This window comes from Streptomyces sp. NPDC002788, from assembly GCF_053592115.1.
Genome location: NZ_JBSFVB010000011.1, coordinates 120,827 through 144,306 on the forward strand (window position 1 = coordinate 120,827; position 23,480 = coordinate 144,306).

The following is a 23,480-nucleotide window of genomic DNA, read 5'->3' on the forward strand; positions in this document are numbered from 1 at the left end:
CGGGCATCCTTCTCATCGCCCTGTTCACGGCCCGGTCCCTGCGCGATCTCGGAAAAGCCCGCAGGCCCCGCACCGGAAGCAACCGGTACGGGGCCTGCGCGAAAACGCGGAGAGGCTCCGGTCAGATGAGGCCGAGGCCGCGGACCGCCTCGCGCTCCTCCTCAAGCTCCTTGACGGAGGCGTCGATGCGGGCGCGGGAGAACTCGTTGACCTCCAGGCCCTGGACGATCTCGTACTTGCCGTCCTTGCAGGTGACCGGGAAGGAGGAGATCAGGCCCTCCGGGACCTCGTAGGAGCCGTCCGACGGGATGCCCATGGACACCCAGTCGCCGTCGGCGGTGCCGTTGACCCAGGAGTACACGTGGTCGATCGCGGCGTTGGCGGCGGACGCGGCCGACGAGGCGCCACGGGCCTCGATGATGGCGGCGCCGCGCTTGGCGACGGTCGGGATGAAGTCCTCGGCCAGCCACTTCTCGTCGTTCACGACCTCGGCGGCGTTCTTGCCGGCGACCGTGGCGTGGAAGATGTCGGGGTACTGGGTGGCGGAGTGGTTGCCCCAGATGGTCAGCCGCTTGATGTCGGCGACCGTCGAGCCTGTCTTCTTCGCGAGCTGGGTCAGCGCGCGGTTGTGGTCCAGACGGGTCATCGCGGTGAACCGCTCGGCCGGTACGTCCGGCGCGGCGGCCTGGGCGATCAGGGCGTTGGTGTTGGCCGGGTTGCCGACGACCAGGACTTTGATGTCGTCCGCGGCGTGGGCGTTGATGGCCTGGCCCTGCGGCTTGAAGATGCCGCCGTTGGCCTCCAGCAGGTCGCCGCGCTCCATGCCCTTGGTGCGGGGGCGGGCGCCGACGAGCAGGGCGACGTTCGCGCCGTCGAAGGCGACGTTCGGGTCGTCCGAGATGTCGATGCCCTGCAGGAGCGGGAACGCGCAGTCGTCCAGCTCCATGGCCGTGCCCTCGGCTGCCTTCAGCGCCGGCGTGATCTCGAGGAGGCGCAGCTTCACCGGCACGTCCGCGCCGAGCAGCTGACCGGAGGCGATGCGGAAGAGCAGGGCGTAACCGATCTGGCCGGCCGCGCCGGTGACGGTGACGTTCACGGGAGTGCGGGTCATGGCGTTCTCCGTATGACAGCTGGCGGTGGGGCGGGGTCCCTGCCCCGGACGTTTGATCGATCTCTTGGCGTCAAGAGATCCATCCAGCCGTCAGGCTATCGCGCATCCGGGATCCCGGACGGCCGCGTCGGTGTGGCCCGGCCCACAACTCGCCCTGGTGCCCATGCAAGAGGCGGCCGCCCGTCCGGGAGAGAGGGACGAAGGCGGCCGCCTGAGGGGGATACCGACCATGCCGGATTCCCGTGGGGGTACGGTTCGCGTGCCCCCGGATCGGGCGGGCATTCCTCCCTCGCCGAAATTCCTCACCCGGCCCGGACACACCGCGTTCGAGCAGGCCGGGCGCATCCGGCTGCCCGAGGGGTCCGGCTGCCGGGGGGCCGGTTGCCGTGGGGCGGTTGCCCCGGGGGCCGGCTGCCCCGGGGCCGGCCACACGGACGTAGCCGGCAACTCTGGCGTGACCGGCCACTCGGACGTAGCCGGCAACTCCGGCGCGAGCGGCCACTCGGACGGGTCCGGCTACTTCACCGCATCATGGCCTGCTCCTCGGGCAGGTCGGGCCACTCGGACGTGACCGGCAGCTCCGCCGACCGGCCACTCTGGCGTGACCGGCCACTCGGGGCGGGTCCGGCTACCCGGCCGTCCGGGCGCGTCCGCCTACTCGGTGCAGCCCTGCTTCCCGGCCGCCAGCGTCACGCAGGCCTTCGCGTCGGCGGCGCTCTTCACGGCCACCATCGGGGTGTACGCGATCGTGTCCCCGGCGACGGTGATGCTTCCGTCCTGCTTCGCCTTGCCCGCGCTGATCTGGACCTCGTCGCCCTGTGCCGCCTGGGTGATACGCCCCCAGGCCGCCTGGCAGGTCTCGCTGTGACGGACCTCGACGACGGTCGTGCCGACGGTCGCGGTCCGGGCCGTGGTCACCAGGTCACCACTGCATCCCATGCTCTCCGCGTCCTTGCCGGTACAGCTGTCGCCGCTGCACTTCACGCCGGGCGGCAGCTCGGTTTGGGTGCCGGCGGTAGGCGAGGGCGACTTGGTGCCCCCCTTGGCCTCGTCGTCGCCACCGCCGCCCGTGAGGTGGAACGCGCCGGCGATCACCACGAGCACGCCCACGACCCCCACGACGAAGGTCGCGGTCCGCCGCTTGCCGGCCGCGGAACCGGGGCCGGAGCCGCCGGCCCGCGGGAAGCGGGCGGGAGCGGCGTCCCGCGGGGATTGGTCATACGCGCCGGGACCGGGCGGGCGGTCGCCGGGAGCCCCGGCGGGGCTTCCCGTGCCGGAGCCGGGCCGGGAGCCGGCACCGCTGCCGGCGTGGCGTCCGCCCGTCGGCGACGGGCCCTTGTACCCGGCCATCCCCCACGAGTTGACCTCACTCGTACCTTCCCGGCCGCCGTCCTCGCGCACGCCGGCGCCGGTGGAGTCCTGGACCTCGGGGGCCGTGGGCTGCGCCGGCACGGTCGGGACGACACCCGCGGGGCCCGCGATGCCCGGCGTGACCGTCGCGCTGCCGCTCCGGCGGGCCGGCTTGCCGCCCGAGGAGGCCGCCCTGCCGCTGTCGGCGGAACCGCGCGAGGGGTCGCCGAAGTCCTGCCCGCCGAACTCCCCGAGCGCGGCGCGCGCCTGGGAGATCCGGATGGCCTCCATCGTCATGTCGTGCCGCATCTCCGAGCGGCTCCAGGCGCGCTCGGCGAGCTCCCACATGGTGGTCAGGTGCACCGGATTGGTGCCGGTGACCTCCGCCAGAGCCACGATCGCGCCCTTCGGCGCGAGCAGTCTGCCGTTCAGATAACGCTCCCACGACGTCTTGCTGTAGCCCGTGCGGTCCGCCACCGACGCGAGGCTCAGACCGCTGCGGTCCACGAGCCTGCGCAGCTGGCTGGTGAACTCCCTGATCTGCGGATCGAGCTCATCCGGCAAGGCCTTCCAACGAGGCATTGCGTCCCCCTCTTCCCCCCGGTTCGTGCTGATATTTCTCGCGCTGTACGCCCCGCGCGCGGCGGCCTTGACCGAGTCCCCGATGTGGCTTACCCACAGGGATGCGCCCACTCAGGATCTCAGTTCCCTGACAGGGGGCGCACAGGAGCGTGGAGACCGCGCGCGATACACCCTGGACCGTCCCGATTGTCCACGCCGACCCCGGTGTCGCACCACTTCGTGCAGTATCGGAGGCCGGACGTAGCGGAACCGTCACTTCCGTGCCACAGCGCGCTGACAGGCGTTGAACAGGCCGTTCGCCGTGCAGGAGGGTGGGTCGCGGACGGCGGCCCGTCCTTCCTCGGGGGAGAGGACGGACCGCCGTCCTCGTCACTCGCTGGTGACCGTGAAGTGCAGGGTGTCCTTCAGGAACGGGATCTGCAGCCACGGTTTCGGCTGGGCCATCAGCGCCAGCAGCACGATCACCGAGCCCAGCACGGCGTACGTGACGATGTCGGTGAAGCGGGAGCGGACCGCGAGCATGCCGACGTCAGGCAGCAGCCAGCGCAGCACGCCCCCGCCCAGCAGGGCGACGCCGACCATCAGTGTCCCGAGCCGGAACTGGTCGAACGCCGTCACCAGCAGACCCACGCCGACCAGACCGAGCACGGCGAGGACGGGCCACTGCCGGGCCGGCGCGGGGGCGCCCCCGGACGCCGCCCGGCCACCGCCCTCGGGCCGCGCGGTGTCCTTGGTGAACAAGGGGAACCGCCTGGTGACCCGCCGCGGCCGCCCCTCGGCGTCGGGCGCGCTGACGGGGTCCCGGACGGTGATTTCCTCGGACGGGTCCTGCTCGCTCGGAGTCCGGTGCTCAGCCGACACTGCGCTCCGCCGCCTCGACCACGTTGACGAGCAGCTGGGCGCGGGTCATCGGGCCGACTCCGCCCGGGTTCGGGGAGATCCAGCCCGCGACCTCGGCCACGTCCGGGTGGACGTCGCCGACGATCTTGCCCTCGGCACTGCGGGAGACGCCGACGTCGAGGACGGCCGCGCCCGGCTTGACGTCCTCGGCGCGGATCAGATGGGCGGAACCGGCCGCGGCGACGATGACGTCCGCGCGCTTCAGGTGCGCCGACAGGTCGCGCGTGCCGGTGTGGCACTGGGTCACGGTGGCGTTCTCGCTGCGGCGGGTGAGCAGCAGCGGCATCGGCCGGCCGATGGTGACGCCGCGCCCCACGACCACGACCTCGGCGCCCTTGATCTCCACGCCGTACCGGCGCAGCAGGGTGAGCACACCGTTCGGCGTGCAGGGCAGCGGGGCCGGCTCGTTGAGAACGAGGCGCCCGAGGTTCATCGGGTGCAGCCCGTCCGCGTCCTTGTCCGGGTCCATCAGTTCGAGGATGCGGTTCTCGTCGATGCCCTTGGGCAGCGGCAGTTGCACGATGTACCCGGTGCAGGCCGGGTCCTCGTTCAGCTCGCGCACGACCGCCTCGATCTCCCCCTGCGTGGCGGTGGCGGGCAGATGACGCTGGATGGAGGCGATGCCGACCTGCGCGCAGTCGCGGTGCTTGCCGGCGACGTACTTCTGACTGCCGGGGTCGTCCCCGACCAGGATCGTGCCGAGGCCGGGCGTGACGCCCTTCTCCTTCAGCGCCGCCACGCGGGCGGTCAGATCGGACTTGATCGCGGCTGCGGTGGCCTTGCCATCGAGAATCTGGGCGGTCATGGCCCCATCCTCGCGGATGACCCCGCCACGGTTCCAATCCGGCCGCAATACGGGCACCGGAGGGCCCGTCCTCCCGTATCCGCCCATGATCAGTGATGTTGCACTTGCACAACACATACGGATTGCGGCTGGACAACAACTCGCCCCTCGGAGAACGATGTATGGCGCAGTATCGCGGTTGATGTTCGGGGGGCATACCGCTCAGACAGTGACGTTCCTCCGCACGATCCGCATCGTCCCCATTGTGCAACGGAGGAATCCCGCCATGAGTTTCGGCTCACCCAACAACCCCTACGAGCAGCCGCAGCAGCCCCAGCAGCCGGGCCAGCCCGGTTACGGCTACCCCCAGCAGGGCCAGCAGCCGCCCGGCTACGGCTACCCGCAGGGGGCCCAGGCCCCGCAGGGCATCCCGCCGCAGCAGGGCTACGGTTACCCGCAGGCGCCCCAGTACCCGGGTTACCCGGGCGGGGCGGACTATCCGGGCGGCGCCGGACCCCGCGTCTCCTCGATGGGCCGCCGCCTCGGCGCCCGCCTGATCGACACGGTGATCCTCTCCGTCATCTACATGGTCTTCGCCTTCGCCGGCGTCGCCGGTTCCGTCGGTGCGGCCCAGGACTGCGACCCGAACGCCGCCGACTACAACTCCTGCATCAACGACGCCAGCGGCAGCATGGTGGCCTCGATGGGCGCGATGTTCGGCGTCCTGGCGATCGCCGGTCTGCTCTACGAGTGGCTGATGACCGGCCTGGTGGGCGCGACCCTGGGCAAGATGGCCGTCGGCATCCGCGTGGTGAAGGCCGACACAGGCCAGAAGCCGGGCCTGGGCTCCGCGTTCATCCGGTGGATCATCCCGGTCGTCGGCAGCTTCGCCTGCGGTATCGGCCAGCTCGTCGTCTACCTGTCCCCGTTCTGGGACAAGTCGGGCCGTCAGCAGGGCTGGCACGACAAGGCCGCCAGCACGATGGTCGTCCAGAAGAACTGACCCGGACGAGCCGATCCGGAAGAACGATCCGGAAAAGCTGACCCGGAGGAGCCGACTCGGAAGAGCCGACCTCCGTCCGCCCGCGGGCCGTGCCCACCGGCCCTTCGCCGGACGTAGCGTCTGCGCTGTTCACCGCCCAGGGCAGTGTCTCACCCGTACGAGGGGGACACGGCCCTGGCGCGTCGCCCTACTCCGGCCCCTGTAGCCGTCAGGCACGGGGGGCGCACCTTGTACAGCATCATCGTGGTACCTCCGTCTACCCCGGAGGACGAGCCGCACCGCACGCAAGTGCGGCTCGCGCCCGGCGAGCGGCTCCCAGGGCACGGTCCAGCAGCCCTACGGCGGCCCTCTACCCGACACCTCCTGGGTCTCCCCCGTCCCGACGCGATAGCCTCCGTCAACTGGCATGGCACAAACGCAGGTTGTGGCAGTACAGCATCCGGGGGATCCATGACAGACCAACGGCATCCCGAGCCGTCGTACGATCCGGCGTCCGGTGACGCCGCGCTGAAGCAGGCCGGGGCGACCCCGTTGCGGCCCGCCGACCCCGGGCGTATCGGACCGTATGTGCCACTGGGGCTGCTCGGCAGCGGCGGCATGGGCCGGGTCTACCTGGCGCGCCCGGCGGACGGGACGCCCGGGCTCGCCGCGGTGAAGGTGATCCGCCCCGAGTACGCCGAGGACACGCACTTCCGGCGGCGGTTCGAGCGGGAGGCCACCGTGCACGCGCGCGTGGGCGCGCCGTACACGCCGGAGCTGCTGGGCACGGGGTTCGAGCCCGACACGGAGCTGCTGTGGATGGCGACCGTGTACTTACCCGGTCTCAACCTGGCGCAGGCGGTGCGTGAGTGCGGCGTCCTGCGCCCGGCCGGGGCCTGGCGGCTGGTCGTTGATCTCGGGCGGGCGCTCGGTGTGCTGGCCGCGACCGGGATCGTGCACCGGGACTTCAAGCCGTCCAACGTGCTGCTGACCCGGCAGGGCGCCCACGTCGTCGACTTCGGCATCGCGCAGGCCGTCGACGGCAGCGCGATCACCACGACCGGGAACCGCGTCGGCACGCCCGCCTTCATGTCCCCCGAGTACCTCCGGGACGGCCGCTGTGACACGGCCTCGGACGTGTTCTGCTTCGCCGGCACGGTCGTCCACGCGGTCACCGGGCACGCCCCCTTCGGCGACGGCACCGGTGTGGACGTCCTGCACCGCATCGCGTCGGAGGAGCCCAACGCGGAGGTCATGGCCGACCTGGAGGCGGCCGACCCGGACCTCGCCGCCCTCATGGCAGCCTGCCTCTCCAAGAACCCCGCCCTGCGCCCCGGCCCTCAGGACCTGGTCGACACGGCCGGCGCCCACACCCCGGCCACCACGTGGCAGGAGCCCCTGGCCGGCCTCCTCCTCACCCGGCAGCGGGCGTACGAGACGGTGAGGGACAGCAAGTTACCGCCGCAGCGGATGCGGAGCGTGCGGCGGGCGGGGCGTCCGGCCGCGGGGGCCGGGTTTCCCGCTGCCGGGGTGGGATTCCCGGCTGTGGGGCAGGGGCATCCGGCCGCGTACCGGGGTTTCGGGGCGCAGCGGAACACGCCCACGCCCCCCGCGCCGGCGGCGGGCCCGGGCTTCGGGCCGCCCGCAGCCGCTCCCTCTTCCGTGCCGGCGACGGCGACGGCGACGGCGACGGCGACGGCGACGGCGACGACGGTCGCCGGTCCCGCCCGGCGGCGCGTGAAACCGTACGCCGCCCTCGCCGTCTTCCTCGTCGTGTGCGGCCTGGCCGTGACCGGCTTCCTCGTCAACCGCCCGTCGCCGGCCGACGACACCGGCTCGACCGCCACCGAGCCCAGTGCCTCCGTCGGACGTCACGTCCACACGGGCCTGCCGGGCGTCGACGGTCCGAGTTCCTCCCCATCGTCCCGGAAGCCACAGGTCCCCGAGACCGAGGGGAACGCGGGCACCTCGCCCAGCCCTTCCGACACCGGAGCCGAGGACGACACCCGTACCACCGCCACCGCTCCCCCGCCGGAGACGACGAAGCCCCGGCCCTCCGGCGCGGCCCCCTCGAAGACCCCGCCCGCCGAAGCGCAGCCGCCGTGGCTCACCGACTGCACGTACTACTCCGGCACCGAGCTCACCCGGCGCGGCGACCGTGGCCGGCGCGTCGTACAGGTGCAGTGCATGCTGGCCAAGCGCGGCTACGACATCGGCGGCTCGGGCGTGGACGGCCAGTTCGGCAAGGACACGGCCGCGACGGTACGGGAGTTCCAGCGCGCGAGGGGGCTGAGCGCCGACGGCAAGGTCGGGCCGGAGACGTGGGCGGCCCTGCGCGGTCCGAGCTGACGCGGCGCTCGACGGCACCACGGTGGAGGCCGGGTCGCGCGCAGCGGGCCGGCGGTCCGCCGGCCCGCTGCGGCGCGGGGGTCAGTGGAAGAAGTGCCGCGTCCCGGTGAAGTACATCGTGATGCCCGCCTTCTGCGCGGCCTCGACGACCAGTTCGTCACGGACCGAACCGCCGGGCTGGACGATGGCCTTGACGCCGGCGGCGCCCAGGACGTCGATGTTGTCGGGGAACGGGAAGAACGCGTCCGAGGCGGCGTACGAGCCCCGGGCCCGCTCGGCCCCGGCCCGCTCCACCGCCAGCTTGCAGGAGTCGACGCGGTTGACCTGCCCCATGCCGACGCCCACCGAGGCGCCGTCCTTCGAGAGCAGGATCGCGTTGGACTTCACCGCGCGGCAGGCCTTCCAGGCGAACGCCAGCTCGGCCAGCTCCTCGGCGCTCAGGGCGTCGCCGGTCGCCAGGGTCCAGTGGGCCGGGTCGTCGCCGTCGGCCTGGAGGCGGTCCGTGACCTGGAGCAGCGCGCCGCCGTCGATCGGCTTGACCTCGACGGGCGCGGAGGGACCGTCGGGGCAGCGCAGCACGCGGATGTTCTTCTTCTTGGTGAGGGCCTCCAGGGCGCCGTCCTCGTAGTCCGGCGCCACGATGACCTCGGTGAAGATCTCCGCGACCTGCTCGGCCATCTCCTTGCTGACCGGGCGGTTGACCGCGATCACGCCGCCGAACGCCGACAGCGGGTCACAGGCGTGCGCCTTGCGGTGCGCCTCGGCGACGTCCGCGCCGATCGCGATGCCGCAGGGGTTGGCGTGCTTGATGATCGCGACGCACGGCTCGGCGTGGTCGTACGCGGCACGGCGGGCGGCGTCCGTGTCCGTGTAGTTGTTGTACGACATCTCCTTGCCGTGCAGCTGCTCGGCCTCGGCGAGGCCGCCGCTGCCCGAGACGTACAGGGCGGCGGGCTGGTGCGGGTTCTCGCCGTAGCGCAGGGTGTGCTCGCGCTCCCAGGTGGCGCCGAGGAAGTCGGGGAACTGCGACTCGTCGACGGGCGCGTAGGAGGAGGCGAACCAGGAGGCCACGGCGACGTCGTACGCGGCCGTGTGCTGGAAGGCCTCGGCGGCGAGGCGCTTGCGGGTGGCGAGGTCGAAGCCGCCGTTCTGCACGGCCTTCAGCACGTCGGCGTAGCGCGCGGGGCTGGTGACGACCGCGACCGACGGGTGGTTCTTGGCGGCGGCGCGGACCATCGAGGGACCGCCGATGTCGATCTGCTCCACGCACTCGTCCGGGGAGGCGCCCGAGGCGACGGTCTCGCGGAACGGGTAGAGGTTGACGACGACGAGGTCGAACGGCTCGACACCCAGCTCGGCGAGCTGCCGCTGGTGGTCCTCCAGGCGCAGGTCGGCGAGGATGCCCGCGTGCACGCGCGGGTGCAGGGTCTTGACGCGGCCGTCCAGGCACTCGGGGAAGCCGGTGAGCTCCTCGACCTTGGTGACGGGGACGCCGGCAGCGGCGATCTTCGCGGCGGTGGAGCCGGTGGAGACGAGCTCGACCCCGGCCTCGTGGAGCCCGCGCGCGAGGTCCTCGAGCCCGGTCTTGTCGTAGACGCTGACGAGCGCCCGGCGAAGGGGCCGCTTGTTGCTCTCGGCGGTCACTGGATAACTACCTTTCGTCCCTCGATGCGATAGCCGTTGCGGGCGAGGCGCCCCACGACCTCGACGAGCAGCCTTCGCTCGACTTCCTTGATGCGCTCGTGCAGAGCGCTCTCGTCGTCCTCGTCCCGGATCTCCACCACGCCCTGCGCGATGATCGGCCCGGTGTCGACGCCGTCGTCGACGAAGTGGACGGTGCAGCCGGTGACCTTGGCGCCGTACGCGAGCGCGTCCCGTACGCCGTGGGCTCCCGGGAAACTGGGCAGCAGGGCGGGGTGGGTGTTGACGAACCGCCCGCCGAACCGTGCCAGGAACTCCTTGCCGACGATCTTCATGAATCCGGCGGAGACGACGAGGTCGGGCTCGAAGGCGGCGACGGCCTCGGCGAGGGCGGCGTCCCACTCCTCGCGGGTCCCGTGATCCTTGACCTTGCGGACGAAGGTCGGCAGCCCGGCACGCTCGGCCCGGGCCAGCCCCTCGATCCCCTCGCGGTCGGCGCCGACGGCCACGACTTCGGCCCCGTACGCCTGCGCCCCGGTGGCCGCGATCTCGTCGAGCAGCGCCTGCAGGTTGGTGCCGGATCCGGAGACCAGCACGACGAGGCGCTTGGCGCGCGGGGCCACGGGCTTGGCGGCCACGGTGGTGGGCCTTTCTCGGGGAAGCGTCTGTCCAGGCGGCCGGCCTGGCGTTTGTGCATTCATACGAATGCTTCGCGCCCCCTGATACGGGGAAGCCTACGAACCGGCCGACCGTCAGCAACGATACCGGCACACCCGACGGCCCCCACGGGACGGGGGCCGGGCCGGGAGGTAGCGTCTGGGCGGAAGCCGGTTCGGGAACGCCGTCCGGATGTGACGCGTTCACGAGGTGACGGACCCGGTTCCGTCACCGCTCGGTTTGTCCACCCATTCCTCCTCACCAACGGGAAGACGCTCACTTGATGCCGGACCGCAGCCTGCGACTCCACACGTTCCCCCAGCTGTCGCCGCAGGGAGGGGAGCGCGGCGCCGTGCTGCTGCGGGAGCGCCCCAGCTCACCGCCCGACGCACCCTCGGGCGGCGACGGCGGGGACGGGCGGGGGCGCGGCTCTCAGGAGGACAACCCCTTCGCCCCGCCGCCCGAGGGCGCACCGGACCGGCCCTGGCAGCCGCGGCGCCCGTCGGGCGACGGCTCGCAGGACGGCGGGGAGCGTGACCGCTCACCGTGGGGCAGCCAGTGGAGCGACCAGCAGCCCGGCCGCTCCCCCGGCGGCTTCGGCGAGCGCCCGCGCGGCGGCCCCGACGGCCAGGGCGGCCCCAAGGGCGACCCGAACATGCGCTGGGACCCGACGGACCCGGCCCAGCGCCGTGCGCGCTACGCCCTGCTGTCGGGCATGTGGGCCTTCTTCTTCGCCCTCTTCAGCTGGCCGTACGTGGCGCTGCTGCTCGGCGCGCTCGCCCTCTACTGGGCCATCAGCTCCCTGCGCGCCAAGCCCCGCAGGGCCGACCCGGACGCCCCGGCCCCCGAGCAGCACGGCCGTCCCCAGACCACGGCGGCGGTGAGCGGCCTGGTCACGGCGTCCCTCGCGATCGCCCTGGTCGCCGCGTCCTTCACGGCTCAGCTGGTCTACCGGGACTACTACACGTGCACCACCGACGCCCTGACGAACGACGCGAAGCAGTCGTGCACGAAGCTGCTGCCGGAGGAGCTGCGGGGACTGCTGGGGACCAACGGCTGACGGCCGTCCGGCAACGGCACCTCGGCGGGCGGATCGCCTTCCGGATTTCGCCGCCGTTTCGGCTGACGGCCGTCGCGCACCGCGTCAGCGGGTGTCCGGCTCGTGGGGCGGGTCGGACGGTGGCGTGCTGTCGTGGGGCTGCGGCCCGTCGTCCGGCCGGGAGACAGGGTTCCTCGGCGGGTCGTAGTACGGCCCGGGGTTCCGGTCGGGCGACAGGAAGTCGTAGGGCCCGAAATCCCCGGCGTTCCGGTCCCGGAGGCCGTACAGGGCGTCGTGGTCGAAGGGGTCGGGGAGCGGCGTCTTCGGACCGGTTCCGCCGGCGCTCTCGGCCGTCTCCTCCCGCTGCCTGCCGATCCTCGGTTCCTCGGTGCGTGGCGTCCGGCACCGCCAGGCCCGTACCCCCACCGCCGTCGGGACGGCCAGCAGCCCCAGCCACACCAGGGCCGCGGCGGCCACCTGCCACCACACCGGTCCGAAGCGGGTCAGTACGGCAGCCCCGAGCGGGCCGCCCGCCAGCGCGGCGAGCCCCGCCAGCGCGGTCGCGCACAGCACCGCGGCCAAGGCCGCGGCACCGGCCGTGCGCCCGGCCGGCCAGACCACGGCCTGCCCGCCGCCCGGCCTCGTCCCGCCGCGTTCCCCGGTGGTCGCCGCCTTCGCCACCAGCCATCCCACGACCACCCCGGCGACCGCCGGCACCGCCCCGGCCGCCCAGTGCACCGGCGCCCCCTCCCCCGCCTCCGGCACCGCCGCCAGCAGCGGGAACGGGGGCAGGGCGGGAGCCGGAGCGGAGGCCAGCGGGCTGACGACGTGGCCCGTGCCGAGGGCGAAGCCGGGACCGAGGGCGTAGGCGGCGCCCCACACTGCCGCGTTCGGCACCAGGGCCGCGCACAGCAGCAGTACCGCGAACCGCCCCGACCACCCCTCGGTCAGCCGGAGCAGCGACGCCTGGGCCGCCGCGCCGTGGCCCGCCAGCGACACCGCCACCAGCAGCGCACCGCCCCCGAGCAGCACCGCCAGCCCGGCCGCCGCGGCCAGGGCAGCGCCCCCCGGACGCCCGTCCGGGTCGAGCAGCAGCGGCCGTACTCTCCTGGGCAGCACATCCAGCAGCCGCCGCAGCGGCCCGGCCGGACGGCCGTACGCCGACCACACGCCCACCCCGGCCGCCATGACGGCGACGACCGGCACGCACACACCCGCCCACACCCACGACGGCCGCAGCGCACCCCCGGCGGCGTACAGGGCGGCGGGTGCGGCGACAGCGAGGTAGCCGAGGACGACTCCCGTCCATGCCGTACGGGCGGAGACCAGCGGCGGCGGCGCGTCCGCCCGGGCGTCCGCGCCGAAGCCGTCGCCCCCGTCCCGCGCTCCGCCGTACGCGGCGTCCCGCCCGGCCCGGTGCAGCAGCCACGCCGGCAGCGCGAGCAGCAGCAGCGGCGCGATGCCCACGGGCGCGGGGACGCCGGAGAGCGTGTCGGTGCGGACCAGCTCGGCGCCGTGCGCCAGCAGCCACAGCGCCGCCGCCACGTGCAGCGCCCCGCGGGGCCCGCTGTCGGGGTACGGCGAGCTGATCCACAGCAGCATCACGAGCGCGGCGAACGAAGCGAGCCCCAGGCCCGCCGCGACCGCGCCGCCCAAGAGGCCGCCGCCCAGTCCCGGGGAGCGGTCGCGCATCCGGAGGAGCAGAGGCGACGACGGACGTCGGCGGGCGGTCATCTCGATCACGCCGGCCATGCTCCCAACGACACGCGCTTTCCCGTCGTAACAGGCGAACCACCGCCGTGTCGCTCAAAATACGTTTATGTTCTTTTCTGGACGGAGGGCGTCCTGTGACGCAGAGGCCTGCCATCCCGCTGCCGCCGCCCAAGGAACGCCGACGCCTGCGCGAGGCCGCTTCGCTGACGCGGGCTCAGCTGGCCGCCCGGGTGGGCGTCACCAGCGAGACGGTGCGCGCGTGGGAGACCGGCCGCTCCACGCCGCGCGGACGGAAAGGGGAGAAGTACGCGAAGCTGCTGAACTCATTGGGAGCGGAAGCGGAAGTGACACCTCCTCAGGAGGGCGCCGGTGCCTTTGACCGGGCGGCGGCCGGTGGGGTGACGTCCCCCTCCCGGCGCACGGGGCGCGAGGCCGCCGCGACCGACGATCGCAGCCGGGCCTCCACCACGGACGCCACACGCACGTCCACCGGGGACGCCACACGCACGTCCACCGCGGAGCGGAATCGTGCGTCCGCGACCGACCGGGGCCGGCCCTCCCTCAGGGGCCGCCGCCGCGCCTCGGCCGCCGACCGGTCCCGCGGGCCCGTCCCGGACCACCCTCACACCCCGGCCCACGACCGGGGCCCCTCTCCGTCTTCCGCTGCCGACCGAGGCCACCCTCCCGTCCCAGGCCGAGGCCACCCCACGGTTCTGGACCGGGGCCGCCCACCGGTTCTCGACCGGAGCCCCGCTCACGGCCGCGCCTCGGGACAGCGCCGGCCGGACGGCGCGACCGACGCCCTCACCCCCGACCAGGCCTTCGACGCGCTGTACGCCTTCTGCGCACCCGCGCTCGTCCGGCAGACCTATCTGCTGACCGGCCGCCGTGAGCTGGCCCGGGAGTCGGTCGAGCGGGCGTTCCAGATCGCCTGGCAGCGCTGGCCCGAGGTGGCCCGGGACCGCGACCCGGCGGGCTGGGTGCGCGCGGCGGCGTACGAGTGCGCGCTCTCCCCGTGGCACCGGTTCCGGCCACGCTACCGGCACCCCGAGCCGCCTCCCCCCGCCGCGCTCGACCGGGCGCTGATGGACACCCTGCTGAAGCTGCCTCCGCCGTACCGCCGCACGCTGGTGCTGTACGACGGGGTCGGCCTCGGTCTGCCGGAGACGGCGGCGGAGACGGAGGCGAGCACTCGGGCGACGGTGAACCGGCTGACACACGCGCGCGAGGCGGTGGCCGAGCGGCTGCCGGAACTGGCGGACCCGGAGGTGCTGCACTGGCGGCTGGTCGAACTGGCCTCCACAGAGCGACTGCGGGCCGCCAAACCGCTGGTCGTGCGACAGGGCGGGGAACGTCGGGCCCGCTTCTGGACCCGGGCCGCCATCGCCTTCACGGTCGCCCTGATCGGCACCACCGCCCTCACCCTCCGAACCGCCCCCACGCGCTACGAGCCGCCCGTACCGCCCGGGGAGACGGTCCAGGGGGTTCCGCCCCCGGTCGCGCCCGGGCCGCTGTCGGAGTCGGAGCGGGAGCTGCGGGCGAAGCTGCGCAAGGAGGCGCAGAAGGGGCCGGAGCGGTTGATGCCGCAGCCCCGATAGCACCGGTGGGGCCGGTGGGGCCGCGGTAGGACCGGTAGGGCCGCGGTAGGACCGGTAGGGCCGCGGTAGGACCGGTAGGACCGGTAGGGCCGCGGTAGGACCGGTAGAACAAGAGTGGGCCCGGCCCCCGTGCGGGGAGCGGGCCCACCAGTGCGCGCTAGGGCGTTGTTCAGCCGGCGAGGATCTCGCGCGCCAGCTTGGCCGTCTCGGTCGGCGTCTTGCCGACCTTGACGCCGGCGGCCTCGAGGGCCTCCTTCTTCGCGGCGGCCGTGCCGGAGGAGCCGGAGACGATGGCGCCGGCGTGGCCCATGGTCTTGCCCTCGGGCGCGGTGAAGCCCGCCACGTAGCCGACGACCGGCTTCTTCACGTTCTCCTTGATGAAGGCCGCGGCCCGCTCCTCGGCGTCGCCGCCGATCTCACCGATCATCACGATCAGGTCGGTGTCGGGGTCGGCCTCGAACGCGGCGAGGGCGTCGATGTGGGTCGTCCCGATGACCGGGTCGCCACCGATGCCGACGGCGGAGGAGAAGCCGATGTCCCGCAGCTCGTACATCATCTGGTACGTCAGCGTGCCGGACTTCGAGACCAGGCCGATGCGGCCCGGCTTGGTGATGTCGCCCGGGATGATGCCGGCGTTCGACTGGCCCGGGGTGATGAGACCGGGGCAGTTCGGGCCGATGATCCGGGTCTTGTTGCCCTTGGTCACGGCGTACGCGTAGAACGCGGCCGAGTCGTGGACCGCGATGCCCTCGGTGATGACGACCGCGAGCGGGATCTCGGCGTCGATGGCCTCGACGACGGCGGCCTTGGCGAAGGCGGGCGGGACGAAGAGGACGGATACGTTCGCGCCCGTCTTCTCGATCGCCTCGGCGACCGTGCCGAAGACCGGGATCTCGGTGCCGTCGACGTCGACGGTCGTGCCCGCCTTGCGCGGGTTCACGCCACCGACGATGTTCGTGCCGTCGGCCAGCATGAGCTTGGTGTGCTTCATGCCCGTGGCACCGGTCATGCCCTGGACGATGACCTTGGAGTCCTTGTTGAGGAAGATAGCCATGGCTGTTCTGTCCCTCGTCCCTTACTTCGCAGCCGCGAGCTCGGCGGCCTTGTCGGCCGCGCCGTCCATGGTGTCCACGCGCTGGACCAGCGGGTGGTTGGCGTCGGAGAGGATCTTGCGACCCAGCTCGGCGTTGTTGCCGTCCAGACGGACGACGAGGGGCTTGGTGACTTCCTCGCCCTTGTCCGCGAGCAGCTGCAGCGCCTGGACGATGCCGTTGGCGACCTCGTCACAGGCGGTGATGCCACCGAAGACGTTGACGAAGACGGACTTGACGTCCGGGTCGCCGAGGATGATCTCCAGGCCGTTCGCCATGACGGCGGCGGAGGCGCCACCGCCGATGTCGAGGAAGTTGGCCGGCTTGACGCCACCGTGCGCCTCACCGGCGTACGCGACGACGTCCAGGGTGCTCATGACGAGACCCGCGCCGTTGCCGATGATGCCGACCTCGCCGTCGAGCTTGACGTAGTTGAGGTTCTTCGCCTTGGCGGCGGCCTCGAGCGGGTTTGCCGCGTCCTTGTCCTGGAGGGCCTCGTGCTCCGGCTGACGGAACTCGGCGTTCTCGTCCAGGGAGACCTTGCCGTCCAGGGCGATGACGTCACCGGAGGCGACCTTGGCCAGCGGGTTGACCTCGACCAGGAGGGCGTCCTCCTTGATGAAGGTGTCCCACAGCTTGACCAGGACGTTCACGACCTTGTCGGCGACCTCGGCCGGGAACTTGGCGGCCGCGACGATCTCGCGGGCCTTCTCCTCGGTCACGCCCTCGTTGGCGTCGATCGGCGTCTTGGCGACGGCCTCGGGGCGGGTGGCCGCCACCTCCTCGATCTCCACGCCGCCCTCGACGGACGCGATGGAGAGGAAGGTGCGGTTGGCACGGTCCAGGAGGAAGGAGACGTAGTACTCCTCGACGATCTCCGGGGCCGTCTCGGCGATCATCACCTTGTGGACCGTGTGGCCCTTGATGTCCATGCCGAGGATGTTGGTCGCGTGCTCGACCGCCTCGTCGGGGGTGGCGGCGAGCTTCACGCCGCCGGCCTTGCCACGGCCGCCGACCTTCACCTGGGCCTTGACGACGGACTTGCCACCGAGGCGCTCGGTGGCTGCGCGGGCCGCCTCAGGCGTGTCGATGACTTCACCGGCCAGCACCGGTACATCGTGCTTGGCGAAGAGGTCCCTCGCCTGGTACTCGAACAGGTCCACGCGCTTCCGTCCCTATCAGTGATCTCGCGGTTCGTTGTCTGCGTGGGCGTGCCGCGAGGGCAACGTGACGTCCGCTGTCAGTCACAAGGGAGGCGCACACGGTGTCCGAGCGCGCGGCATGTCCGTCTCGCAGGTTATCGCTGCTTGCGGGGGGCCTCTAAATCGAGGGTCACACCTGAGCGGTGATACCTGTCACATGATGCCGCGCTCTCCGGCACGGCGTGCCTGAGGTGAGGGGCCTCACCGGGCTGGGGTTGACCCGGTGAGGCCCGCCGAACACCCCCGAAGGATGACGAGGCCCTGTTCAGGAGCCTCCTCTCACTTCCGGGGCGCGGGGTAGTGGTCCCCACCCCGATGGGGACCACCCGCCCCATCCACGAGATGTCGGCCTCCGGCGACCGACGGTTTTCGACCGTCCGGAGACCAAGGCCTCGTGGAGTCGGTGGGGTGCGGGAGATGGTGAGAGACCGAGGGCCGCCGTGCCGGTGGAGCTGCCTCCGGAGAGCGACGGCCCCCCGTGCCAACCGGGGAAGACGGAAAGTCCTGGTGGCTGCTGTCCCGGGTACCGGCCGCGCAGAAGCGGGCCGCGACACCGGGCAGGAGTCTCAGCCGGGCCCGATGACTCAGGGTGACGGCGTGCGGGTCGCCATGTCGCGGGCTGCTGTTGTCGGACGTGGACCGGTCGCCGAGCGTGCCGTCGGGCCGGCCTGCGGCCCCCTGCCCGCCCGGGCCGTGTCCGAGGTGGGCGGACGACGGACCGACGCGGTCTGCGCGTCTGGTGTGGGTTACGTGGTCTCCCACCTCTGATGTGGCTCAGGTGCTCTGCGCTGCTGGTGTGGCTCACGGGCTTTGCGCTGCCGGTGCGGCTCACGGCCTCTGCGCTGCTGACGGCGCGGTGCTGGGCGCCGCGCACGACGGTGTCCGCCTTTGAGCCCGATGACGAGCCCCCCGCCCACCAGCAGCGCCACTTGGAGCGCACGCCACCCTGCCGCCGTACGCGGCACGCGCACAGCGGCACCGGGCAGGGCTGCTGACCAGGACAAGAGGGGGAGCTTCCTCCCGTGCTACGGAACAAGTGCGGAACGCATCACGCGTGACGAGCATCGAGTCGGCACAACGCGGTACTGCCCGGCGCGGCGCGGCACACCGCCGAGCAGGCGCCGATCCTCGCACGGGAGTGCGGAGGTTGTGCAAGCCCTGCCCCGCTGATGGTCAGTCATGTCCGTTGTGCCGACCGCGGTCCGGCGGCGATGCATCGATCCGAGGTCGAAGCCTCGGTAGCCGTCCGACCGTCCTTCACCACCGCGGCCCTCGGCAGGTCACACGGCGTCCGGTATCGGCAGCGGCCGCTTCTCGATCGCCGCCGCCATCACCTCCGGGAACAGATCGGGCGTGCACGCGAACGCCGGTGCCCCCAGCGCGGCGAGTGCGGCCGCGTGCTCCCGGTCGTACGCCGGTGCCCCCTCGTCCGAGAGCGCCAGCAGCGTCACGAACTGCACTCCCGACGCCTTCATCGCCGAGACCCGCTTGAGCATCTCGTTCCGTATGCCGCCTTCGTAGAGGTCACTGATCAGCACGACCACCGTCTCCGCGGGCCGGGTGATCTGCGACTGGCAGTAGGCGAGCGCCCGGTTGATGTCCGTACCGCCGCCCAGTTGCGTGCCGAACAGGACGTCGACCGGGTCGTCGAGCTGGTCCGTGAGGTCGACGACCGCCGTGTCGAAGACGACGAGTCGCGTGGAGATCGTCCGCATCGAGGCGAGCACCGCCCCGAACACCGATGCGTACACGACCGATGCCGCCATGGATCCCGACTGGTCGATACAGAGGATGACCTCCTTCTTCGTGGTCCGGGACGCCCGCCCGTACCCGATGAGCCGCTCCGGCACGATCGTCCGGTGCTGGGGCAGGTAGTGCTTGAGGTTGGCCGCGATCGTGCGGTTCCAGTCGATGTCGTGGTGGCGGGGCCGGTTGATGCGGGCGCTGCGGTCGAGTGCGCCGGTGAGGGTGGCCCGGGTGCGGGTGGCGAGCCGCTTCTCCAGGTCCTCGACGACCTTGCGCACGACGGCCCGTGCCGTCTCCTTCGTCGTCTCGGGCATCGCCTTGTTGAGCGACAGCAGGGTGCCGACGAGATGCACGTCGGCCTCCACCGCTTCCAGCATCTCCGGCTCCAGCAGCAGCGTGGCGAGACCGAGCCGGTCGATGGCGTCGCGCTGCATGACCTGCACGACGGAGGACGGGAAGTACGTCCGGATGTCCCCGAGCCAGCGGGCCACGGACGGCGCCGACGCCCCGAGCCCCGCCGAACGGTCCCGGCCGCTGCGCGACGCGCCGTCCTTCTTGCCGTAGAGCGCGGTGAGCGCCCCGTCCATCGCCGCGTCCTGCCCGGACAGCGCATGCCCGGTGCCGTCCGCCGCGTCGCCCCCGAGCACCAGCCGCCACCGCCGCAGCCGCTCCTGCGCCGGGCCCGTCACCTCGGCCGTCATCCGCGTCCTCCTGTGCGCAGCCGTTCCCACAGCGGGATCACCGGCACGGTCGTCGCCGGCCGGCCGTCCGCCCGGGGCCCGTGGCCGGCCGTGTGCCCCGCTGTCGCCGTCGTCGGCTTGCTCGGTCCGCCGGTCGTCATCCCGTCACTCCCACCAGGTTCTTCTCCGCCTCTTCTTCGCCCGCTTCGTCCAGTCCGAGCAGCAGCCGCACGACCGGCAGCACGGCGTCCGCACGCGCCACGTCGAGTTCGGCCGCGAAGCCGGGTATGCCGGAGCCGGCGGCCGCCGCCCTGCCCGTGGCTCCCGGGCCGCGCCGGACCAGTTCGCCGAGGGTGCGGCGCACCCCGGGTTCATACGCCGAGAACGTCCGCCGCAGGAGAGGCAGCACGTCCGTGAACGCCTCTGCCGGTACCCCGGTCAGCCACGCGTCGACGAGCCCGAGCAGCCGCTCGTCGTGCACCAGGAGCATCCCGCCCCCGGAGCCTCCACCGACGAAGCCCTCGATCCACGCTGCCGCGTCCGCCGGCGGTGTGCCCGGTGACAGGACGAGTCCTATGAGCCGCGCCGCCTCGTCCTGCGCCAGCTCGCCGTCGTCGAGCAGAAGCCGCACGGCCCGCCCCCGGATCACCCCGGGCACGGTGTCCCGCCCGGACAACACCCGCAGCACCCACTGCCAACGGCCTCTCAGGTGGCCGTGTCCCGCCGCGGGCGCGTCGCCGAGGAGTCCCACGGCCCCGTGCACCGCGTCCACATGGCGCCGCATCTCCTCGGCGGCGTCCGCGTCGAGTGCGGCACATGCCGGGGGAAGACCGACGAAGACCCGCTCTGCCAGGCCCGCGGCGACCTCCCCCAGAGCCCCTGTGTCCGTGCCGCGCACATCGCCGTAGCGCAGGGATCGGACCAGGGCCGGCAGCGCTTGGGCGAGATGCCCGACGTCCGAGTCGAGGGCCGCCCGGTCGGCCAGGATCCGCATCACCGCGGGGAGAGCGTCGGGCAGTTCGGCCAGCAGGCAGCGCTCGGCGAGTGCGGTGACGTCGGCGAGCCCCTGGGCGGCGACGGCGTCGGCCTCGGCCTTGGCGGTCGCGGCGGACAGGACGGTCGTCCCCCACACCCCGGCCTCGGCGACCCGCACGGACAGCTCGGGCTCCCAGCGCAGCCGCCATGTCTCCCGGAACGTGCCTGTGCTGCCCCGGGACGCGGCCGGTTCGCCCCACGCGACGCCGAGCAACCGCAGCCGGTGCAGCAGCCTGCCGCGGGCGGCATCGGTCTCCTTGCGCAGGTCGAGCTCCAACTCCCGCTCCAATGCCTCCGGTTTCAGCCGCAGCCGGCGCTGGAGCCGGGCGAGGTCCCGCTGCAGCGGAACCGCCGGTGCCGTCGACGGCACCTCCCCCAGCACGTCCCCCACGACCAGCCGGTCGTGCACCAGCGCCAGCGGCACGTCCGAGCCCTCGCACATCACGGCCCGCACCGCGTCGGTCGTCTCGCTCAGGCCGGGCAGCGGCCGGCCGCGCATCGCGGCGAGCGTCTCGGCCAGCCGCACCGCCTCGATGACATGGGCGGAGGAGACGATCCGGTCCTCCTCGCGCAACAGCCCCGCCACCTTGGTCATCCACCGCTCGACCGGCCGGTCCGGTGCGCTGAACAAGTGCCCGTACCAGCCCGGCGAGTCGATGCCGGCCCCGTACCCGCTGACCCGGGACAGCCTGCGATGGGTCCACGGCACCCAGGTCATGTCCGTCTTGACCTTGGGCAGACCCTTCAGCAGCGCCTTGTCGGCGGCGACCGTGGTCTTCCGCAGCAGCGCGGGCACGTGCCAGGCCCCGCAGACGACGGCCATGCCGTCCTCGAACTCCCGCTGCGCTGCCCGCACCTGGAGCCGCATGTACGCCTCCCGCACCAGGTCCCGGTCGTGTCCCCCGCTGCCGTAGGTCTCCCGCAGCGCCCCCATGGCCTCCTCGAGCACGGTGAACGGCGCGAGCGGATCGCCCTTCCCGGCGCCCCGGTGCTCGACGACGTCCTCCCACCACCGCTCCGGGTCGTCGTAGCCGGCGGTCTCGGCGAGCACCCCGAGCGGATCTATCCGCACGTCGGCGGGGCCGGGATTGGGACCGGGGCCGGGGCCGGAGTCACCCTCACTGTCCGCCGTCTCGGCGTCCAGAGGGGATTTCCCCTCCACTCCGGCCCCGTCCCCCTGCCTCCCCCAGGCCAGCGTGTGCGTGGCCGGCAGGTCGATGAAGCGGGCCGGGACGCCGTGCTCCAGGGCCCAGCGGATGGCGACCCACTCCGGGGAGAACTCGGCCAGCGGCCAGAACACCGAACGGCCGGGCTCGTCCACGGCGTGGGCGAGCAGCGCGACCGGCGGCCGCATCTCCTCGTCGGCGGCGAGCGGGATCAGCGCGTCGGCCTCGGGTGGCCCCTCGATCAGCACGACCCGCGGCCGGGCCTCCTCCAGCGCCGCCCGCACCGCCCGCGCCGACCCCGGCCCGTGATGCCGCACCCCGAGCAGCAGCGGCCCCGCCACGGCTGCCCGGCCCGCGGTCCTTTCCCCAGCTGTCACGCCGACCCCCTCCCGATCCACGCGCACCTTTGACGCCCCCGCCCCGTGCAGCCGCCGCACACCCCGCGGTGCCGGCCGGCCGGTTCCCGCGCGAGACCCGGGACCGCTTCCCGAGGCTGACCGACGTCAAGGCCCGGCTGGCCGCGATGGACGCCTCCGGGATCGACGTCCGGCTGGTCTCGCCGTCTCCGCCTCCGGCGTGCATCGCCCACCGCCGTCCGGCCCGGCAGGCCACGCCCCCTGTCCCTCACGCGCTCACCTCACGGCAGGCCCGGTAGAAGTCCTTCCAGCCGTCCCGCTCGCGGACGACCGTCTCGAGGTACTCCTGCCAGATGACGCGGTCCGCCGCCGGGTCGCGGACCACCGCGCCGAGGATGCCCGCGGCGACATCGCCGGGCCGCAGCACGCCGTCGCCGAAGTGTGCTGCCAGGGCGAGTCCGTTGGTGACGACGGAGATCGCCTCGGCCGTGGACAGCGTGCCGCTGGGCGACTTCAGCTTCGTGCGGCCGTCGGCCGTGACTCCGTCGCGCAGCTCGCGGAAGACCGTCACGACCCGGCGGATCTCGTCGAGGCCGTCGGGTGCGGCGGGCAGGTCGAGGGAGCGGCCGATCTGGTCGACGCGCCGCGAGACGATGTCGACCTCGGCCTCGGGGCTCTCCGGCAGCGGCAGCACCACCGTGTTGAAGCGGCGACGCAGGGCGCTGGACAGGTCGTTGACCCCGCGGTCGCGGTCGTTGGCCGTGGCGATCAGGTTGAAGCCGCCGACCGCCTGCACCTCCTGGCCCAGTTCCGGTATCGGCAGCGTCTTCTCCGACAGGATCGTGATGAGCGTGTCCTGCACGTCCGCCGGGATACGGGTCAGCTCCTCGACACGGGCCGTCATGCCTTCGGCCATGGCCCGCATGACCGGGCTGGGCACGAGGGCGTCGCGGCTCGGGCCGTGGGCGAGCAGCTGCGCGTAGTTCCAGCCGTAGCGGATGGCCTCCTCCGGGGTGCCGGCGGTGCCCTGCACGAGCAGCGTGGAGTCGCCGCTGACGGCCGCGGCCAGGTGCTCGGACACCCAGGTCTTCGCCGTGCCCGGCACGCCGAGCAGGAGCAGGGCTCGGTCGGTGGCGAGCGTGGTGACGGCGACCTCGACGATGCGGCGCGGCCCGACGTACTTGGGCGTGATCACCGTGCCGTCCGGCAGTGTGCCGCCGAGCAGGTAGGTCGCGACGGCCCACGGCGACAGCTTCCAGCGGGTCGGGCGCGGACGGTCGTCCTGCGCGGCCAGTGCGGCGAGTTCATGGGCGAAGGCGTCCTCGGCATGCGGTCGCAACGCCTGGGTCGGTTCCGTCTCCCCCGCTTCGACGGACGTCGGCTCAACGGACGCAGTCATGGCAAAGTCCCCCTCCAGCTCGGCCGGTTCGGATCTGGCACCCACGTTGCACCACACCACTGACAATGCGTTCTGACCTGCACAAACGCTGAGCCTCCG

General features: G+C 72.8%; 16 protein-coding genes. 4 read left to right on the forward strand and 12 right to left on the reverse strand.

From position 1 onward, the window contains the following. Positions 1–121: 121 nt before the first annotated feature. The 4 genes from ACWD1U_RS21450 to ACWD1U_RS21465 form a co-directional block, all read right to left on the reverse strand. Complete coding sequence (locus ACWD1U_RS21450) at positions 122–1,111, reverse strand: malate dehydrogenase (RefSeq protein WP_451109603.1); 990 nt, start codon at positions 1,109–1,111, stop codon at positions 122–124. A gap of 654 nt (positions 1,112–1,765) precedes the next feature. Beyond that, complete coding sequence (locus tag ACWD1U_RS21455) at positions 1,766–3,043, reverse strand: DUF2690 domain-containing protein (protein WP_451109605.1); 1,278 nt, start codon at positions 3,041–3,043, stop codon at positions 1,766–1,768. A gap of 369 nt (positions 3,044–3,412) precedes the next feature. After that, a complete protein-coding gene (locus tag ACWD1U_RS21460; protein ID WP_451109607.1) occupies positions 3,413–3,904 on the reverse strand; it encodes a DUF3017 domain-containing protein in 492 nt (163 codons plus the stop codon). Next, complete coding sequence (locus tag ACWD1U_RS21465) at positions 3,894–4,748, reverse strand: bifunctional methylenetetrahydrofolate dehydrogenase/methenyltetrahydrofolate cyclohydrolase (protein WP_451109608.1); 855 nt, start codon at positions 4,746–4,748, stop codon at positions 3,894–3,896. The genes ACWD1U_RS21460 and ACWD1U_RS21465 overlap by 11 nt, the downstream gene beginning before the upstream one ends. 265 nt (positions 4,749–5,013) lie before the next feature. Between ACWD1U_RS21465 and ACWD1U_RS21470 the strand changes: the two genes are divergently transcribed. Beyond that, entirely contained in the window at positions 5,014–5,730 is a 717-nt protein-coding gene (locus tag ACWD1U_RS21470) for an RDD family protein (RefSeq protein WP_451109610.1), read from the forward strand. 450 nt (positions 5,731–6,180) lie between these two features. Continuing rightward, positions 6,181–8,058: a protein kinase domain-containing protein gene (locus tag ACWD1U_RS21475; protein ID WP_451109612.1), complete on the forward strand. Its 1,878-nt coding sequence runs from the start codon at positions 6,181–6,183 to the stop codon at positions 8,056–8,058. An 81-nt stretch (positions 8,059–8,139) separates the two neighbouring features. On the opposite strand, the gene purH is transcribed toward ACWD1U_RS21475, so the two are convergent. After that, on the reverse strand, positions 8,140–9,702 hold the full coding sequence (gene purH, locus ACWD1U_RS21480) for a bifunctional phosphoribosylaminoimidazolecarboxamide formyltransferase/IMP cyclohydrolase (RefSeq protein WP_451109613.1): 1,563 nt from the start codon (positions 9,700–9,702) through the stop codon (positions 8,140–8,142). After that, entirely contained in the window at positions 9,699–10,337 is a 639-nt protein-coding gene (purN, locus tag ACWD1U_RS21485; protein WP_451109614.1) for a phosphoribosylglycinamide formyltransferase, read from the reverse strand. The genes purH and purN overlap by 4 nt, the downstream gene beginning before the upstream one ends. Positions 10,338–10,639: 302 nt before the next feature. Between purN and ACWD1U_RS21490 the strand changes: the two genes are divergently transcribed. Next, positions 10,640–11,416, forward strand: coding sequence for a hypothetical protein (locus ACWD1U_RS21490; protein WP_451109615.1), 777 nt, complete (start codon positions 10,640–10,642; stop codon positions 11,414–11,416). An 84-nt stretch (positions 11,417–11,500) separates the two neighbouring features. Here the strand turns inward: ACWD1U_RS21490 and ACWD1U_RS21495 are convergent, their stop codons facing one another. Next, positions 11,501–13,147 (reverse strand): cell division protein PerM, encoded by a 1,647-nt coding sequence (locus ACWD1U_RS21495; RefSeq protein ID WP_451109617.1) that lies wholly within the window; start codon positions 13,145–13,147, stop codon positions 11,501–11,503. A gap of 95 nt (positions 13,148–13,242) precedes the next feature. Here ACWD1U_RS21495 and ACWD1U_RS21500 point away from each other — a divergent pair, with 95 nt between their 5' ends. Then, complete coding sequence (locus ACWD1U_RS21500; RefSeq protein ID WP_451109618.1) at positions 13,243–14,706, forward strand: helix-turn-helix domain-containing protein; 1,464 nt, start codon at positions 13,243–13,245, stop codon at positions 14,704–14,706. A gap of 169 nt (positions 14,707–14,875) precedes the next feature. Here ACWD1U_RS21500 and sucD read toward each other — a convergent pair whose 3' ends face one another. From sucD to ACWD1U_RS21525, 5 genes are all read right to left on the reverse strand, one after another. Next, positions 14,876–15,760, reverse strand: coding sequence for a succinate--CoA ligase subunit alpha (sucD, locus tag ACWD1U_RS21505; protein ID WP_451109620.1), 885 nt, complete (start codon positions 15,758–15,760; stop codon positions 14,876–14,878). Between the two features lie 21 nt (positions 15,761–15,781). After that, a complete protein-coding gene (sucC, locus tag ACWD1U_RS21510; protein WP_451109622.1) occupies positions 15,782–16,960 on the reverse strand; it encodes an ADP-forming succinate--CoA ligase subunit beta in 1,179 nt (392 codons plus the stop codon). A 1,319-nt stretch (positions 16,961–18,279) separates the two neighbouring features. After that, positions 18,280–19,446, reverse strand: coding sequence for a VWA domain-containing protein (locus tag ACWD1U_RS21515; RefSeq protein WP_451109623.1), 1,167 nt, complete (start codon positions 19,444–19,446; stop codon positions 18,280–18,282). A 136-nt stretch (positions 19,447–19,582) separates the two neighbouring features. After that, positions 19,583–22,003 (reverse strand): DUF5682 family protein, encoded by a 2,421-nt coding sequence (locus tag ACWD1U_RS21520; protein WP_451109625.1) that lies wholly within the window; start codon positions 22,001–22,003, stop codon positions 19,583–19,585. A gap of 247 nt (positions 22,004–22,250) precedes the next feature. Beyond that, positions 22,251–23,381, reverse strand: coding sequence for an ATP-binding protein (locus tag ACWD1U_RS21525; protein ID WP_451109627.1), 1,131 nt, complete (start codon positions 23,379–23,381; stop codon positions 22,251–22,253). Between the last annotated feature and the right edge of the window lie 99 nt (positions 23,382–23,480).

Bases quoted from the DNA above. Each gene is read 5' to 3' on its own strand.
- sucD (WP_451109620.1), bottom strand. From the start codon at position 15,760: ATGGCTATCTTCCTCAACAAGGACTCCAAGGTCATCGTCCAGGGCATG.
- ACWD1U_RS21470 (WP_451109610.1), top strand. From the start codon at position 5,014: ATGAGTTTCGGCTCACCCAACAACCCCTACGAGCAGCCGCAGCAGCCC.
- ACWD1U_RS21495 (WP_451109617.1), bottom strand. From the start codon at position 13,147: ATGGCCGGCGTGATCGAGATGACCGCCCGCCGACGTCCGTCGTCGCCT.
- ACWD1U_RS21465 (WP_451109608.1), bottom strand. From the start codon at position 4,748: ATGACCGCCCAGATTCTCGATGGCAAGGCCACCGCAGCCGCGATCAAG.
- ACWD1U_RS21490 (WP_451109615.1), top strand. From the start codon at position 10,640: ATGCCGGACCGCAGCCTGCGACTCCACACGTTCCCCCAGCTGTCGCCG.
- ACWD1U_RS21525 (WP_451109627.1), bottom strand. From the start codon at position 23,381: ATGACTGCGTCCGTTGAGCCGACGTCCGTCGAAGCGGGGGAGACGGAA.
- ACWD1U_RS21455 (WP_451109605.1), bottom strand. From the start codon at position 3,043: ATGCCTCGTTGGAAGGCCTTGCCGGATGAGCTCGATCCGCAGATCAGG.
- ACWD1U_RS21475 (WP_451109612.1), top strand. From the start codon at position 6,181: ATGACAGACCAACGGCATCCCGAGCCGTCGTACGATCCGGCGTCCGGT.
- ACWD1U_RS21450 (WP_451109603.1), bottom strand. From the start codon at position 1,111: ATGACCCGCACTCCCGTGAACGTCACCGTCACCGGCGCGGCCGGCCAG.
- ACWD1U_RS21515 (WP_451109623.1), bottom strand. From the start codon at position 19,446: ATGACGGCCGAGGTGACGGGCCCGGCGCAGGAGCGGCTGCGGCGGTGG.